The sequence below is a fragment of the Rhizobium bangladeshense genome, from assembly GCF_017357245.1.
Taxonomy (GTDB): Bacteria; Pseudomonadota; Alphaproteobacteria; order Rhizobiales; family Rhizobiaceae; genus Rhizobium; species Rhizobium bangladeshense.
In genome coordinates this window covers 546,461-561,401 of sequence record NZ_CP071612.1, presented here as the reverse complement: position 1 = coordinate 561,401, position 14,941 = coordinate 546,461, and the positions used below count along the sequence as shown (strand labels likewise).

Genomic DNA, 14,941 nt, shown 5'->3' with positions numbered 1-14,941 from the left:
TCCTCCTTCGCGTTGCCTTCGGGGTCGTCATGTGACAATATGTTGTCATTATGAATGAGATACAAAATAGACAACATGTTGTCAAACGGAATCGACCGGAGCGGACGATGGAGGGGGACGCCTTTTCATTTTTCGCGATCACGGCGCTGCGGCTCGCCGGCCACCTGACAGCCGCCGGAGACCGGCTGGCAAAGCCTTCCGGGCAGACCAGCGCCCGCTGGCAGGTGCTGGCGGCGGCAAGGCACGGCGACCTTTCGGTGGCGCAGATTGCCCGCGCACTCGGCCTCACACGCCAAGGCGTGCAGCGGCTTGCCGATGTGCTGGAGGGTGAAGGGCTGATCGCCTATGCCGGCAACCCACAGCACCAGCGCGCCAAGCTGGTGCTGCTGACGACTGAAGGGGCGGCGCGGTTAGGAGCGATCGAGATCGCGCAGGCCCGGTGGGCAAACGAGTTGGGTGCGGCGCTCAAGCCGGCCGAACTCGATGCCGCGCGTGCTGTCATGGGTACGGTCATGCAGATGTTGGAGGCCGACGAAGCCTCTCAAGGCTGAGATGGCACTGGCGGGAAAACGAAAAAAGGCCGGGCGAACCCGACCTTCCCTGCCATCTCGACGAACCGTGCCAGTACATCCGTGGTCACGATCCGGAGATGATATTCAAAACTCCACGCGTCCAACCGGACGCGCTAAGTTCAGGCCGCCTGAAGGCGGTCTGCCGACATCTTGCCGGACTTGTTGTCGCGGACGAGATCGTAGGAGAGCTTCTGGCCATCCTTGAGGTCACGCATGCCGGCGCGCTCGACGGCGGAGATGTGGACGAAAACGTCGGCAGCGCCGTCATCCGGCTGAATGAAGCCAAAACCCTTGGTTGCGTTGAACCACTTAACGGTACCTGTGTTCATGACGATATCCTTTCGAATCGCTCATAGAAGATTGCAGCCCGGAGAAATGCCGAGCGGCGATGAAAACCGATTTTGGAGGAAGTTCGCCAGGAACGACGCACACGCCGTTTCAAAGTTCATCTAGCAAGATCGATGTAGGGAGGTGTAATTGGAAATTGTGTCCGGGGCAAGGCGTCGGCGAGGAAAAGTTGGATTAGCCGGCTTGGACCAAACGCAAGATCCTTTTGCGCCCGTGCCGTGGCGCGCCACGGCACGGTGTCAAGATAGTCTCCTCAAAACCAACCCACAAAAGCTTAGGCCGCCGCTTTCGCCCCCGCATAGGGATCGAACCGCCCATAAAACGTCTCGCCCTTGTCAGCCAGATCCTTCAGCAACGGCGTCGGCCTGAAATGCTCTCCGTAAGCTTGCGCTAACCTTTCCGCCAGTTCCACGAAGGCCTTGGCGCCCATTCCGTCGATATAGGAGAGTGCGCCGCCGGTATAGGGGGCGAAGCCGAAGCCGAGGATCGAGCCGACATCGGCTTCGCGCGGATCGGTAACGATGCCTTCTTCCACGGTGCGGGCGGCTTCGAGCGCGATGGTGACGAGGAAGCGTTGTTTGAGCACGGTGATATCTACCTCGCCGGCCTTCTTCTGCGGATAGAAGGTCTTGAGATCCGGCCAGAGCGACTTCTTCGCCGGTTTCGGCGGGTAATCGTAGAAGCCCTTGGAATTCTTGCGGCCGAAGCGGCCCTCCTTTTCGACCATACGAGAGATGAGCTCCATGTGCCTGGGGTCGATCGCTTTTTCGCCGAGATCGGCAACGGTCGCCTTGAGGATCTTCAGCGAAAGGTCGATCGCCACCTCGTCATTCAAAGCCAGCGGTCCCACAGGCATGCCGGCCATCTTGGCGGCATTCTCGATCATGGCGGGCGGCACACCTTCGATCAGCATGTCATAGCTTTCCGACATGTATCGCAGCACGCAGCGATTGACGAAAAAGCCGCGGGTGTCGTTGACGACGATCGGCGTCTTCTTGATCGCCGCGACATAATCGAGAGCGACGGCGAGCGCCTTGTCGCCGGTTTCGCCTCCGAGGATCACCTCGGTCAGCATCATCTTTTCGACAGGCGAGAAGAAGTGGATGCCGATGAAATCGGCGGGACGTTTGGAATTCTTCGCAAGGCCCGTGATCGGCAGGGTCGAGGTGTTGGAGGCGAAGATCGCGCCCTCGGGCAGCACCGCTTCGACCGCCTCGATAACAGCCTTCTTCACTTCGCGATCCTCGAACACGGCCTCGATAACGAGGTCGGCATTGGCGAGATCGGCATAATCGGCCGAAGGCGTGATGCGGGAGAGCAGGGCCGCCGCCTCAACCTGCGTAAATCGTCCCTTACCAACGGAATCCTTGACCAGGCCTTCGGAGACGGCCTTTCCCTTGGCAGCCGCTTCCATATCGCGGTCGATCAGGGTCACCGGAATGCCAGCAGCGGCAGTGACATAGGCGATCGAGGCGCCCATGAAGCCGGCGCCGACGACGCCGACATGCTTGAGCTCCGTCTTCGGAATGCCGGCGGGGCGGCGGGCGCCCTTACCGAGCTCCTGCATGGAGATGAACAGCGAACGGATCATCGAGAAGGCTTCGCGGGTCTGCAAAACCTCGGTGAAATAACGCTGCTCGATCTTGAGAGCCGTGTCGAACGGAACCTGCAGGCCTTCATAAACACATTTCAAGATGGCGAGTGCTGCTGGATAATTGCCCGACGTCTCGCGACGCAGGATCGCCGGCGCGGCCGGCCAGAGTTGGGCTGACGCCGGCGTCCAGATGCCGCCGCCTGGCAGCTTGAAGCCTTTCTCGTCCCAGGGGGCGACCGGCTTCAGGCCGTCCTTGATCATCTGCTTGGCGGCGGGCATCAGCTGGTCCGGCTCGACCACCTGATGCACGAGGTTCATCGCCTTGGCGCGCGAGCCGCTCAGCGACTGGCCCGTCGTCATCATCTGCAGCGCGTCCTGGGCGTTGGCGAGTCGCGGCACACGCTGGGTGCCGCCGGCGCCGGGGAAGATGCCGACCTTGACCTCGGGCAGCGCGATCTTGACGCTCTTGGCATTGGAGGCGACGCGGCCGTGGCAGGCAAGCGACAGTTCGAAAGCGCCGCCCATGCAGGTGCCGTTGATCGCCGATACCCATGGCTTGCCCGAGGTTTCGAGCTTGCGGAAGAGGCCGCTCATCCGGCCGACCAGACCAAACAGCGTCTGCACCGCCGTCTCCGGGCTCTTTGCCTTCTCCTGCTGATAGGAGCTGAACATCGACTTGATCATCGAAAGATCGGCGCCGCCGGAGAAGGAGGATTTGCCTGACGTGAAGACGACACCCTTGACGGCGGCGTCAGCGGTGGTCGCGTCGATGATCGCGTTGAGCTCTTCCATCACCTCGGAAGTGAAGACGTTCATCGATTTGCCGGGCATGTCCCAGGTGACGAGAGCGATGCCATCGGCGTCGGTTTCGAGCGTGAAGTTGGTGTAGTTGCTCATTGGGAATTCCTCTCCCTGAATTCTCTTGCGGTGAAGCCCCTCCCCTTGTGGAGGGGCGCCGTCCCATCAAACTCGTTCGATAACGGTTGCCGTGCCCATGCCGGCGCCGATGCAGAGCGTTACCAGCGCGGTGTTGAGGTCGCGGCGTTCCAGCTCGTCGAGCACGGTCCCGAGGATCATGGCGCCGGTGGCGCCGAGCGGATGGCCCATGGCGATGGCGCCGCCATTGACGTTGATCCTGCCATGGTCGATGTCGAAGGCTTGCATGTAGCGCAGCACGACGGCGGCGAAGGCCTCGTTCAGCTCGAAGAGGTCGATATCGGCAAGGCTCATGCCGGTCCGTTTCAACAGCTTCTCGGTGACGTCGACCGGCCCTGTCAGCATCAAAGCCGGATCGGAACCGATATTGGCGAAAGCCTTGATGCGGGCGCGCGGCTTCAGCCCCATGCTTTCACCGCCGGGTTTCGAGCCGAGCAGCACGGCGCCGGCGCCGTCGACGATGCCGGAGGAATTGCCGGCATGGTGGACATAGTTGATGCGCTCGATCTCGGGATGGGCCTGGATGCCGACGGCTTCGAAGCCGCCCATCTCGCCGGGCATCTGGAAGGACGGGTTGAGGGAGGCGAGCGCCTGCATGTCGGTGCCGGGGCGCATATGCTCGTCCTTATCAAGGATCGTCAGGCCGTTCTGGTCCTTGACAGGGATAACCGACTTGTCGAACCAGCCCTGTTGCCAGGCGTGGGCGGCGCGCTTCTGGCTCTCGACGGCATAAGCGTCGACATCGGTTCTGCTGAAGCCGTATTTGGTGGCGATGAGATCGGCCGAGACGCCCTGCGGCATGAAAAAAGCCGGGAAATTTACCGAAGGATCCATGAACCAGGCGCCGCCGGACATGCCGAGGCCGACGCGGGACATGCTTTCCACGCCGCCTGCGATGACGATGTCATCGGCGCCCTGGGCGATCTTGCCGGCGGCGAAATTGACGGCGTCGAGGCCGGAGGCGCAGAAGCGGGAAATCTGCATCCCGGGCGCTCTTGTGGAATAACCGGCTTCGAAGGCGGCAGCCTTCGGGATGACCGCGCCGGCATCCATGACCGGATCGACGCAGCCCATGATGATGTCGTCGACGGTCGTGGTGTCGAGCCCGTTGCGGTCGCGGATCGCTTCCAGCGTCTTGGCCGCGAGGCGCACGGAGGGCACCTCATGCAGGGCGCCGTCCTTCTTGCCGCGGCCGCGCGGCGTGCGGACGTGATCGTAAATGAAAACCTCGGTCATTGTCTCGTCTCCCTGGCGGCGGCAACGCGCCTTCAAAATCTGCGAAGACCAAATAGCCCTTCGTTTTAAACTCAGGGCGTTCGGCGCTCGAAACGATTCACCGGATCGTTTCGTCGGCTGCGCCGACCGCTTCTCACCCCCAACCCTCCCCACGAGGCGAGGGAGAACCGGCTCAAAACGCTTCCGCGGCCAGTTCCATCATCGTGTCGGCGCCGGCTTCGATGCGGGCCTTGCGAAGTGCCGTTTCCGGCATGATCCGCTCCATGAAGAATTTCGCCGTGATCAGCTTGTTCTTCAGATAATCCTCGCGGCTTGCGTCACCGGAGGCAAGGCCCTCCTCGGCGGCCTTCGCCATCTTCGCCCACATATAGCCGAGAACGACGAGGCCGAAGAGGTGCATGTAATCGGTCGAGCCGGCGCCGGCATTGTCGGGCTTGGCCATGGCGTTCTGCATGAACCACATGGTCGCGCCCTGGACGTCGTTCAAGCCCTTCTTCAGGTGCTTGGTGAAGAAGGAGAGCTTCTCGTTGCTGCGGTTCTCCTCGCAGAAGTCGCCGATCTCCTTGAACAGGGCCATGGCGGCGCGGCCGCCGTTCAGGGCGAGCTTACGGCCGACGAGGTCGAGCGCCTGGATGCCGTTGGCGCCCTCATAGATCATGGCGATGCGGGCATCGCGCACATACTGGCTCATGCCGTGCTCTTCGATATAGCCGTGGCCGCCGAAGACCTGCTGGGCCATGACGGCGTGATCGAAGCCCCTGTCGGTCATTACGCCCTTGAGGATCGGGGTGACGAGGCCGAGTATATCGTCGGCGGTCTGGCGCTCCTTCCCGTCGGTGGCGCGATGGGCGATATCGGACTTGAGCGCCGTCCAGAGCAGGAAGGCGCGGCCGGCCTCGTTGAAGGCGCGGATGGTCATCAGCGACCGGCGGATATCCGGATGGACGATGATCGGATCGGCCTTCCTGTCAGGCGCCTTGGGGCCGGAGAGCGAACGGCCCTGGATGCGGTCGCGGGCGTAATTCGCGGCATTCTGATAGGCGATCTCGGAAATGGCGATGCCCTGCAGGCCGACCATCAGGCGAGCCTCGTTCATCATCACGAACATGGCGTTGAGGCCGCGGTTTTCGGCGCCGATCAGGAAGCCCGTCGCCTCGTCGTAATTCATGACGCAGGTGGCGTTGCCGTGGATGCCCATCTTGTGCTCGATCGCGCCGCAGGAAACGGCGTTGCGGGCGCGAAGCGTTCCGTCCTCGCCGACGAGGAACTTCGGAACGATGAAGAGCGAGATACCCTTGGTGCCCTCGGGCGCACCTTCGATACGGGCCAGGACCAGATGGACGATGTTGTCGGTCAGGTCGTGTTCACCAGCGGAGATGAAAATCTTCTGGCCTGATATCTTATAGCTGCCATCGGCCTGCGGCACCGCCTTGGTGCGCAGCATGCCGAGATCGGTGCCGCAATGCGGCTCGGTCAGGTTCATGGTGCCGGACCAAGAGCCGTCCACCATCTTCGGCAGATAGGTGTCTTTCTGCTCCTGCGTGCCGTGGACGAGGATCGCGGCGATCGCGCCCTGCGTCAGGCCCGGATACATCATCAGCGACATATTGGCGGCGGAGGTATATTCGCCGACGGCGGCATGCAGCGTATAGGGAAGCCCCTGGCCGCCGAACTCCTCCGGCACCGCAAGGCCGATCCAGCCGCCTTCGCGATAGGACCTGTACGCCTCCTTGAAGCCGCTCGGCGTCGAGACGCTCGCATCGTCATGGCGAACGCAGCCTTCCTGGTCGCCAGAATAATTCACCGGGAAAAGGACTTCTTCGGCAACCTTCGCCGCCTCGCCGAGGATCGCCTCGATCATATCGGGCGTTGCGTCGGCAAAACCGGGAAGATTGTTGTAGCGTTCGAGGCCCAGCACATCGTTCAGAACGAAAAGCGTGTCGGTCACCGGGGCCTTGTAGACTGGCATCTTCAGAATTCCTCCATTCGACTGACCGGATCGCTCCGGCCTCGGGCACTGTCTTACAAAATATTGACGTTTGCGTAAACGTCAAATTCTGCAGCTTCGCTCCCTTTTCTGAAAAAAATCTTGGCCCGGCGAATCTGGGCGGATGGAGGAGACGTCATCTCCCCTTCCTTGTCCATCTGGGAACGGCATATAAGCGGAAGCGTCTTTCAATCCGCAATGCTTCAGGGGACCGCTGGGATGATCAGATTCGAGGCGATAAGGCAGCGTGCAGAGGAGCGGAAGGGCGGAGCAGCCGCGTTGCAGGCCATGCTGGAGAAGCACCGGCCGGATCACGACCGGCTGCGCGCCACGTCAGACGATCGCATCCTGGCGGATATGACCCGGCGTATCTTCTACAGCGGCTTCGTGCAGAAGGTGATCGATGCGAAATGGCCGGGCTTCGAGGAGGCCTTTTCAGGCTTCGACCCGGCGGCGCTGAATATCGCGCCCGACGATTATTGGCACGAGCTGACATCGGACGAGCGGATCATCCGCAACGGCGCGAAGATCATGTCGGTTCGCGCCAATGCCGCCTTCGTCCGAGAACTGGCAAGGGAACACGGCAGCGCCGGCGCCTTCTTCGCCGGCTGGCCGCGGGAAGATCAGATCGGCCTTCTCGAGCTGTTGACCAAACGCGGCAGCCGGCTCGGCGGCATGACCGGGCAATATTTCCTGCGCGGCCTCGGCCGCGACAGCTTCGTCGCCACGCTCGACGTGCTCGCATGCCTGAGATCGGCCGGTGTGCCGCTCTCCTCCTCCGGCACAACGAAGAAAGATCAGCAGCTGATCCAGCAGGCCTTCAACGAATGGGCCGACGAAACCGGCCTTTCCTACATCCACCTCTCGCGCATCAGCGCCTATTCGATTGACGCGCCGCACTGAAATTCGGCTGGGCGGTGGGGTGGCGCGGCCTCGTCGGGCTTCCTACGTCTTTCCGACGATCCATCGAGGACGATATCATGACCGACTTTCCTTATCAGAGCGCCCTCATCGTCGGCGCCGGCTCCGGCATCAGCGCATCGCTCGCCCGGCAACTGTCGGGGCTGGGCGTCAAGGTCGGGCTCGCCGCCCGCAATATCGAAAAGCTGCAGACGCTCTCAGAGGAGACCGGCGCCAGGGCATTTACTGCGGACGTCTCGCAGCCTGCCAGCGTCGGGTCGCTATTCGACGAGGTTGCCGCGGCAATCGGTGGGCCCGAAGTGGTGATCTTTAACGCCAGCGCCCGCCTGCGCGGGCCGCTCGCCGAACTCGACCCCGCCGAAGTCGGGAAGGCGATTGCGACGACGGCGATGGGCGGCTTTCTGGTGGTGCAGCAGGCGGCGCAACGGATGATACCACAGCGCCACGGCGCCATTCTCATCACCGGCGCGTCGGCGAGCGTGAAGGGCTTCGCGCAATCGGCGCCCTTCGCGATGGGAAAATTCGCGCTGCGCGGCCTTGCCCAGAGTGCCGCCCGCGAACTCGGTCCGATGGGCATTCATGTCGCGCATTTCGTCATCGACGGCGCGGTGCGCTCGCAAACCCGGCCGGACCGGGCAGAAAAACCGGATGCGACGCTCTTGCCGGACGCAATCGCCCACACCTATCTCGACGTGCTTCGCCAGCACCGCAGCGCGTGGTCGCTGGAGGTGGAAGTCCGGCCGTGGACGGAAAATTTCTAATTGGGCTCGCGCGGCGTATGGCCGACGGAGAAGACAACTTTCACGGCATCTGGACGAACGACCCGTCATCGATCTCCTGCTGACCTCGCGCAGCACCGATTTTCCGCCCGGCATTTTCAATCATGTCGCCTTCAGGCTTTACGAATTCGAGCCGGCTCTGGAGCGCATCAAGGCGAGCGGCTATCGTTACGAATATGACGATATTCCCGACACCGACCTCGGCCAGGTCTTCGTCTATGGCCCGACGGCGTGAAGATCGAGCTGAAATATCCGAGGCCGGCCTGATCGGGTATGGCCGTCCGACCTGACCAATTCTATGGCAACTGGCGGGCAAATTGGCGTCTGGAATGCAAACGTTAAAAAATTCTCATCGATATTAACGGCTTGTTTACCACGTTTCGTGAAAGGTGCGGATTGAGCCGTAGTGATCCGCATTCCTTCTCCCCGTCTCGCGTTTCCCAAGGATGCCGCTACATCGTCCAGCGTGAGGAAAGTCTGATGGCTGTTTTCTCGTGGATGAGGCGCTCCGGTCCGCGTCACAAGCGCGGGCCACAGACGGAAAAGCCACGGATCGGGCTCTAACGAGAGGTCGAGCAGTCGAAGCGAGCAAGAAGATGAACGGATCGCGATCAAATCCTTCCCGACAGTCCGACCGGACCTCGCTCGATGCGCTGAACCGCACGATCGAAGGGCTGGAGGCGCGCATCGAAGGTCTGATGGGCAGCGGACGCGATCAGCGGCCGCGCACGCCGACGGCCGAGCGCGATTCTTATACGGCCCCCATTGCGCCACGCCCGGCAAGAGCGCCGCTCGAGCAGCGACCGGATCCGCTGGCGGAAATCCGCCAGCGCCAGCGGGCATTGGAAGCAGGGCGCGAACGTTCCTACGGGCGCGAGCACGCCACGCCGCGCGAACCCGCGCCGCGCGCCATGCCGGCCGCCGCCCCCGCCTTCCGCGCCGGCGACGATACGATGACGGAGATCGCCCAAGCACTCGTCAACCTGCGCCAGGACCTGAAGCGCGACATATCCGAAGGCGTGACCCGAGAAATGAACGCGCTACGCGCCGAACTTCGCGAGATCAAGGCTACCGCCGGAGACAGCCGCTTCGCCGACGAGATTCGCACCGACATGAACCGCCTTGCCCAGAGCATCAGTCAGCTGACCGGCCGCTCGAGCGGGCCGGAGGCTGCCGGCCTGCGCGAGGATTTCGAGGAGCTGCGATCGCTGATGGACGGGCTGGCGCGCGAGGAATCGCTGCGCCACATGGAAAACCGCTGGGACGGCGTCGAGAACCGGCTGGCGGCACTCGATACCGAGGGGCTGCAGGAAGAGCTCGTTTCGCTTGCCTACCGGCTCGACGACATCAAGCGCCATATCGGCGGCATGGGCGAAAGCCCAGCGGTCAGGGCCCTGGAAGACAAGCTCATCGCCATCGCCACGGCGATGGAGCAATTCGGCAACATGATCCAGCCACATGACCGGGTCATGTCGGAACAGTTCGCCGCCATGGACATGCGGCTCGACGAGATCAGCCGGGCGATCGCGGCCAGCGGACGCGCGGCCGCCGGCAACGATCCGACGCTGCTGCAGCGGCTGGAAAGCCGCCTCTCGTCGCTCGCCGATCAGATCGACCTGATGAGCCACGATGCGGCCAGCCGCGCAAACCCGGCCGACGAGCTGGCGATGCGGCTGGAAGCGCTGACGGAGCGCGTCGAGGAGTTGACCAAGGCGGAAGCGACGTCGCGGCTCGACGAGCGGCTGGAACAGCTTTCCTATCTGTTGGAGCGCACGCAGAAGGCGGCGCAACCCGACCTCACCGGACCGCTTTCCGACATCTCCCGCAAGATCGACGCGCTCGAGAACGGCGCCGTCAACGACGTGCTGGCACAGCGGCTCGATTATCTCGCCCGGCGCATCGACGAGATGGCCTATCAGCAGCCCGCACCTGCCGCAGTGATCGATGACGGCACTTTTCAGCGTCTCGAAGGCCGGCTGAGCGACATTGCCGCCCGGCTGGAAGAGACCACAGCGGCGGCGCCCGCCGATCCGCGGGCGCTGAAGAATCTGGAAGACCAGATCGCCAATCTTTCGGCTCTGATGAGCCAGCCTCGCGAAAGCGCTGCGATCCCGGCCGACCTCGACCGGCGCATGGGCGCGATCGAAGACTATATGGCGACAAGCGACGAATATATCATCGAGGCGGCACGGCAGGCGGCTGAAGCCGTCGTCGAGGCCTATTCGCGCAACGGTGGCCTGCAGGGAGCCGTGCCCGCCGCCGACATGTCGGCGCTGACGGCGCTGGCCGAGGATCTGCGCCATCTCGAGGACATCAGCCGCGACAGCGAAGAGCGCACGCACAAGACCTTCAAGGCGCTGCACGAGACGCTGGTCCATATCGCCGACCGCCTAGACGGCATGGAAGAGCGCGGGCGGCCCTCCGTCCAGATGCCGATGGCCGACGTCGATTTCGATGTCGACCCCTACGCGCTGATGGTGGCCGAAGCCGCCCGAACGCCGGACGTGGCTACGGCAACGAACGCCTCACCGGTCATCCGCACGGCAGAGGTCGCAGCGGAACCCGCCGCCCCGGCCCCGGCCCCAGCCGCGGCCAGGAGCGCAACGAGCGCAATCGCAATCGAAGCCGCAGCCGGGACGCCGGAGTCCGCGACACCGGTACCGGCGAAAGCGGGTCTGCTCGCCAACCTCGGCAAGCGGTTGCGCCCAGGCAAGAAAGCCGAGACCAAGGCCCCCGAACGCGCGATGATCGACCCCGCACCGTCGATCGACCCTGCCGACGTGGTGCCGACGGATGCGGCGAACGAACTGCTCGAACCGGGGTCGGGTGCGCCTGACGTCAAGAAAATCCTCGAGCGGGTGCGCGCCAGCCAGAGTGCTCAACGCGGCAAACCTGCCGTCGAGACCGGTCGGGCCGACTACATTGCCGCTGCCCGCCGAGCGGCGCAGGCGGCCGCAATGGAAGTCGACGCCAATCCGAAGCAGGCGAACGCCAGGAGCGAGAAGAAGGGCGCGAAGGCCGACAAGGCCAACAGCAACGATAAGGCGGGCAAGACCAGTGCCTTTTCGCGCTATCGCCGGCCGATCCTTCTCGCCGTCGGCGCTGTGCTGCTCGCCATCATGGCCTTTCCGCTCGCCCGGACGCTGACGAGCGGCGAGCCGGCGCCGCAGCCGCCGGCGGAATTGTCGGCACTGACGGGGGCGACGGACAACGCGCAGCAGACCTTGCCTGAGGCGACACCCGCCCAGCCGGACACCGGTGCTGCCGATACGGACGCCCCGGCAACGGCGAGCGCGCCCCCGGCCGCCGAACAGAGGCAACCGGAAGCAACCCCGCCCGGCGCCGGCGATCATCTGACCGATACGGCGCCGCTCGACGGCGAAGGGGCTGCAACCTTTGCTCCCGCCGGTTCGTCCGGCGCAACGCAGGAAACATCCAGCTTCACTCCGAACAGCCCGACCGCTGCGGCACCCGCGCCGCAGGCAGCGATCACCATTCCCGAGACCGTGCAGCCGAAATCGCTTGCGGATGCGGCGCAGGGCGGCGACGCCCTGGCGCTGTTCGAGATCGGCGCACGCTATTCGGATGGCCGCAACGGCATGACCGTCGATCAGAAACAGGCGGCGAGCTGGTACCAGCTTTCGGCCGAAAAGGGTTTTGCACCGGCGCAATACCGTCTCGGCAGCATGTACGAGAAGGGCAACGGCGTCGAACGCGATGTCAACAAGGCGAAGGGCTTCTACGAGCAGGCGGCGAACCAGGGCAATGCCAGCGCCATGCACAATCTCGCCGTCCTCTACGCCTCCGGCGCGCTCGGCCAGCAGGATTATGCGACGGCCGCCTCGTGGTTCACCAAGGCCGCCAACCTCGGCATCACCGACAGCCAGTTCAACCTGGCAATCCTCTGTGCCCGCGGCAACGGCGTTCCGGCGGATCTCGAAGAATCCTACAAGTGGTTTGCGATCGCGGCGAAGGCCGGCGACAAGGATGCGGCGCAGAAGCGCGACGAAGTGGCCAACGCCATGAAGCCCGCGCAACTCGAATCGGCGCGCGCCAAGGCCGACCTCTGGAAGCCGCAGCCGCTGGACCATCGCGCCAACGGCATCGACATCCCCGACGAATGGGCGGGCACGGGCGTGAAGACGGCAACCGTCGACATGAAGAAAGCGATCCGCAACATCCAGGCGATCCTCAACAATAACGGCTTCGACGCAGGTGTGCCCGACGGCGAAATGGGCGCAAAGACCGTCACCGCGATCAAGAACTTCCAGAAGTCGATCGGCCAGGAGCCGGACGGCAAGGTGACGGACGCGACCGTGAAGGCATTGCTCGAGCGCAACAAGCAAGGCGCCAAGGCGATCTGAGGCGCATCGACGCGGGAAGGCGCTGTCCGTCCGCTGCCGGCACCGTGCCTTGATCGAGCAAGCACAGGCTTCTCCCGTCCTTGGGGGCCCCTTAACAGAGCAAAGGGAAATGCCGCAGCGTTTCGACTCCCTCTTCTCTCCTCGGGGAGAAGGGGACGTGCCGCGACCTCTCCCTTCACCCGCCAAGTCTCTCAAAATTTAAGCCGGGTTAGGCAAGGAGCAGCCATCGGCGCTGGCCTGGCAGCGCTCTGCCGCAAGCTTTTCCGAATTTTTCCAACCCTCGTCACAAAACCTGAAAAAAGCCGAATTATGCCGGACATATCGATCCGCGCATTGCCGAATCTCCTGCCGTCGATCTCCATCAATCGGGGCCGATCGAAAGCCTCTGGCAACGATTTCACAGTATGGTGCGCATTCGAACGGGGACGTGCCAGAACCGCCCGGCAGGAGCGGTCATCATTCGGGGTCGGTTGTGACAATCTATCTGCCTATCGCAGAATTGTCGGTGAATATATTCATCATTCTCGGCATGGGGGCGGCCGTCGGCTTCCTGTCCGGAATGTTCGGCGTCGGGGGCGGCTTTCTCATCACCCCGCTGTTGATCTTCTACAATATCCCGCCTGTCGTCGCAGTCGCCACCGGCGCAAACCAGGTTGTGGCGTCGTCGATATCGGGTGCGATCACCCATTTCCGGCGCGGCACGCTCGACGTGAAGCTCGGCACGGTGCTTTTGGCCGGCGGTCTTTCAGGCGCCACGGTCGGCATCTGGATCTTTTCGCTTTTGCGGAGGGTGGGTCAGCTCGATCTCATGATCTCGCTGATGTACGTCATCTTCCTCGGCACTGTCGGTGGGCTGATGCTGCTCGAAAGCATCAATGCCATGCGGCGGGCTGCCCGCAACGAACCGCCGGCGCCACGCAAGCCCGGGCACCAGCACTGGGTGCACAAGCTGCCGCTCAAGGTGCGCTTCAAGAAATCGAAGATCTATCTCAGCGTCATTCCGATCATCGCGCTCGGCTTTGCGATCGGCATCCTCACCTCGATCATGGGCGTCGGCGGCGGCTTCATCATGGTGCCTGCGATGATCTATCTCCTGCGTATTCCGACCAATGTCGTGGTCGGCACCTCGCTCTACCAGATCATCTTCGTGACCGCCTATACGACGATCGTGCAGGCGGCGACGAACTATTCCGTCGATATCGTACTCGCCTTCATCCTGATGGTGGCAGGCGTCATCGGCGCGCAATACGGCGTGCGCGTTGGCCAGAAGCTGCGCGGCGAGCAGCTGCGCGCCCTGCTGGGCCTGCTGGTTCTTGCCGTCGGCCTCCGTCTGGCGATTGCGCTGGTGGTGACACCTGCCGACGTCTATTCGGTCGTGATGGGAGCAGGCAACTGATGCGCCTGCTTGCCTCGATCCTCCTGTTCCTTTGCCTGCTGCCGGCCGTTGCCGGGGCGCAATGGCTGCCCGGGCAGGCGACGGAAGCGGTGCGCGAAGGTCTTGAGATCGGCACGTCGACCAGCGAAATCGCCATCACTTCGGATTTCCACGGCGCGGATCTCACTATCTTCGGAGCGCTTTCGAACACCGACCAGCTGCTGCTCGCCATCGGCCAGTATGACGTGGTCGTGGTGCTGGAAGGCCCACGCGAGGATGCGACGGTGCGCAAGAAGGAGCGCGTCTTCGGCATCTGGGTGAACAGGCGCTCGATGACCTTCGAGGCGGTGCCGCATTCCTACTCGATGTCGAGCTCGCGCATGATCGACGACCTGACGACGCCGCTCGAACTGACCGATCAAGGGATCGGCATCGACCACATTCCGCTGACACCGGTGGGCTTCGTCGGCGACGGCAGCAATCTCGGCGAGTTCCGTCAGGCTTTCCTGCGGCTGCAGCAGGGAGGCGCCCTTTACGACCGGAACCCGAGCGGCGTGCGGTTCGTTTCATCGAACCTCTTCAAGGCGAGTCTGCGCCTGCCTGCAAATATTCCGAACGGGGTGCATACGGTGCGCGCCTATCTCTTCAAGAGCGGCAGTCTCATCACCGAAAAATCGCTGCCGCTGCGCGTCATCAAGACGGGCATCGAGCAGACGATCACCGATGCGGCCCATGAGCAGCCGATCCTCTACGGCTTTGCAGCCGTATTGCTCGCGATCGTCACCGGCTGGAGTGCCAGCCTGATCTTCCGCAAGGACTGATCCGGCGC

General features: G+C 63.2%; 10 protein-coding genes and 1 pseudogene. 7 read left to right on the top strand and 4 right to left on the bottom strand.

Annotated features, from left to right (window positions below):
• Positions 1-50: 50 nt before the first annotated feature.
• Complete coding sequence (locus J2J98_RS02725; protein WP_207602278.1) at positions 51-551, top strand: MarR family winged helix-turn-helix transcriptional regulator; 501 nt, start codon at positions 51-53, stop codon at positions 549-551.
• A gap of 140 nt (positions 552-691) precedes the next feature.
• Here the strand turns inward: J2J98_RS02725 and J2J98_RS02720 are convergent, their stop codons facing one another.
• The 4 genes from J2J98_RS02720 to J2J98_RS02705 all read right to left on the bottom strand — a co-directional run bounded on the left by J2J98_RS02720 (position 692) and on the right by J2J98_RS02705 (position 6,655).
• Positions 692-901, bottom strand: coding sequence for a cold-shock protein (locus tag J2J98_RS02720; RefSeq protein ID WP_011423929.1), 210 nt, complete (start codon positions 899-901; stop codon positions 692-694).
• 293 nt (positions 902-1,194) lie between these two features.
• A complete protein-coding gene (locus J2J98_RS02715) occupies positions 1,195-3,411 on the bottom strand; it encodes a 3-hydroxyacyl-CoA dehydrogenase NAD-binding domain-containing protein (protein WP_207602277.1) in 2,217 nt (738 codons plus the stop codon).
• A 66-nt stretch (positions 3,412-3,477) separates the two neighbouring features.
• On the bottom strand, positions 3,478-4,686 hold the full coding sequence (locus J2J98_RS02710) for an acetyl-CoA C-acetyltransferase (protein ID WP_064709778.1): 1,209 nt from the start codon (positions 4,684-4,686) through the stop codon (positions 3,478-3,480).
• Between the two features lie 172 nt (positions 4,687-4,858).
• Positions 4,859-6,655 (bottom strand): acyl-CoA dehydrogenase C-terminal domain-containing protein, encoded by a 1,797-nt coding sequence (locus tag J2J98_RS02705; RefSeq protein WP_207602276.1) that lies wholly within the window; start codon positions 6,653-6,655, stop codon positions 4,859-4,861.
• A gap of 237 nt (positions 6,656-6,892) precedes the next feature.
• On the opposite strand from J2J98_RS02705, the gene J2J98_RS02700 reads away from it, so the two are divergent.
• The 6 genes and pseudogenes from J2J98_RS02700 (at position 6,893) to J2J98_RS02675 (ending at position 14,933) form a co-directional block, all read left to right on the top strand.
• Entirely contained in the window at positions 6,893-7,576 is a 684-nt protein-coding gene (locus J2J98_RS02700; protein ID WP_207602275.1) for a DNA-3-methyladenine glycosylase I, read from the top strand.
• Positions 7,577-7,653: 77 nt separating this feature from the next.
• Positions 7,654-8,355: an SDR family NAD(P)-dependent oxidoreductase gene (locus J2J98_RS02695; protein ID WP_207602274.1), complete on the top strand. Its 702-nt coding sequence runs from the start codon at positions 7,654-7,656 to the stop codon at positions 8,353-8,355.
• 46 nt (positions 8,356-8,401) lie between these two features.
• Positions 8,402-8,640, top strand: a pseudogene (locus tag J2J98_RS02690) (VOC family protein); the annotation flags it as partial.
• A gap of 329 nt (positions 8,641-8,969) precedes the next feature.
• Positions 8,970-12,737: a peptidoglycan-binding protein gene (locus J2J98_RS02685; protein WP_207602273.1), complete on the top strand. Its 3,768-nt coding sequence runs from the start codon at positions 8,970-8,972 to the stop codon at positions 12,735-12,737.
• Between the two features lie 472 nt (positions 12,738-13,209).
• Complete coding sequence (locus tag J2J98_RS02680) at positions 13,210-14,133, top strand: sulfite exporter TauE/SafE family protein (protein WP_064709774.1); 924 nt, start codon at positions 13,210-13,212, stop codon at positions 14,131-14,133.
• Complete coding sequence (locus J2J98_RS02675) at positions 14,133-14,933, top strand: TIGR02186 family protein (protein WP_064709773.1); 801 nt, start codon at positions 14,133-14,135, stop codon at positions 14,931-14,933. The genes J2J98_RS02680 and J2J98_RS02675 overlap by 1 nt, the downstream gene beginning before the upstream one ends.
• The last annotated feature ends 8 nt before the right edge of the window (positions 14,934-14,941 follow it).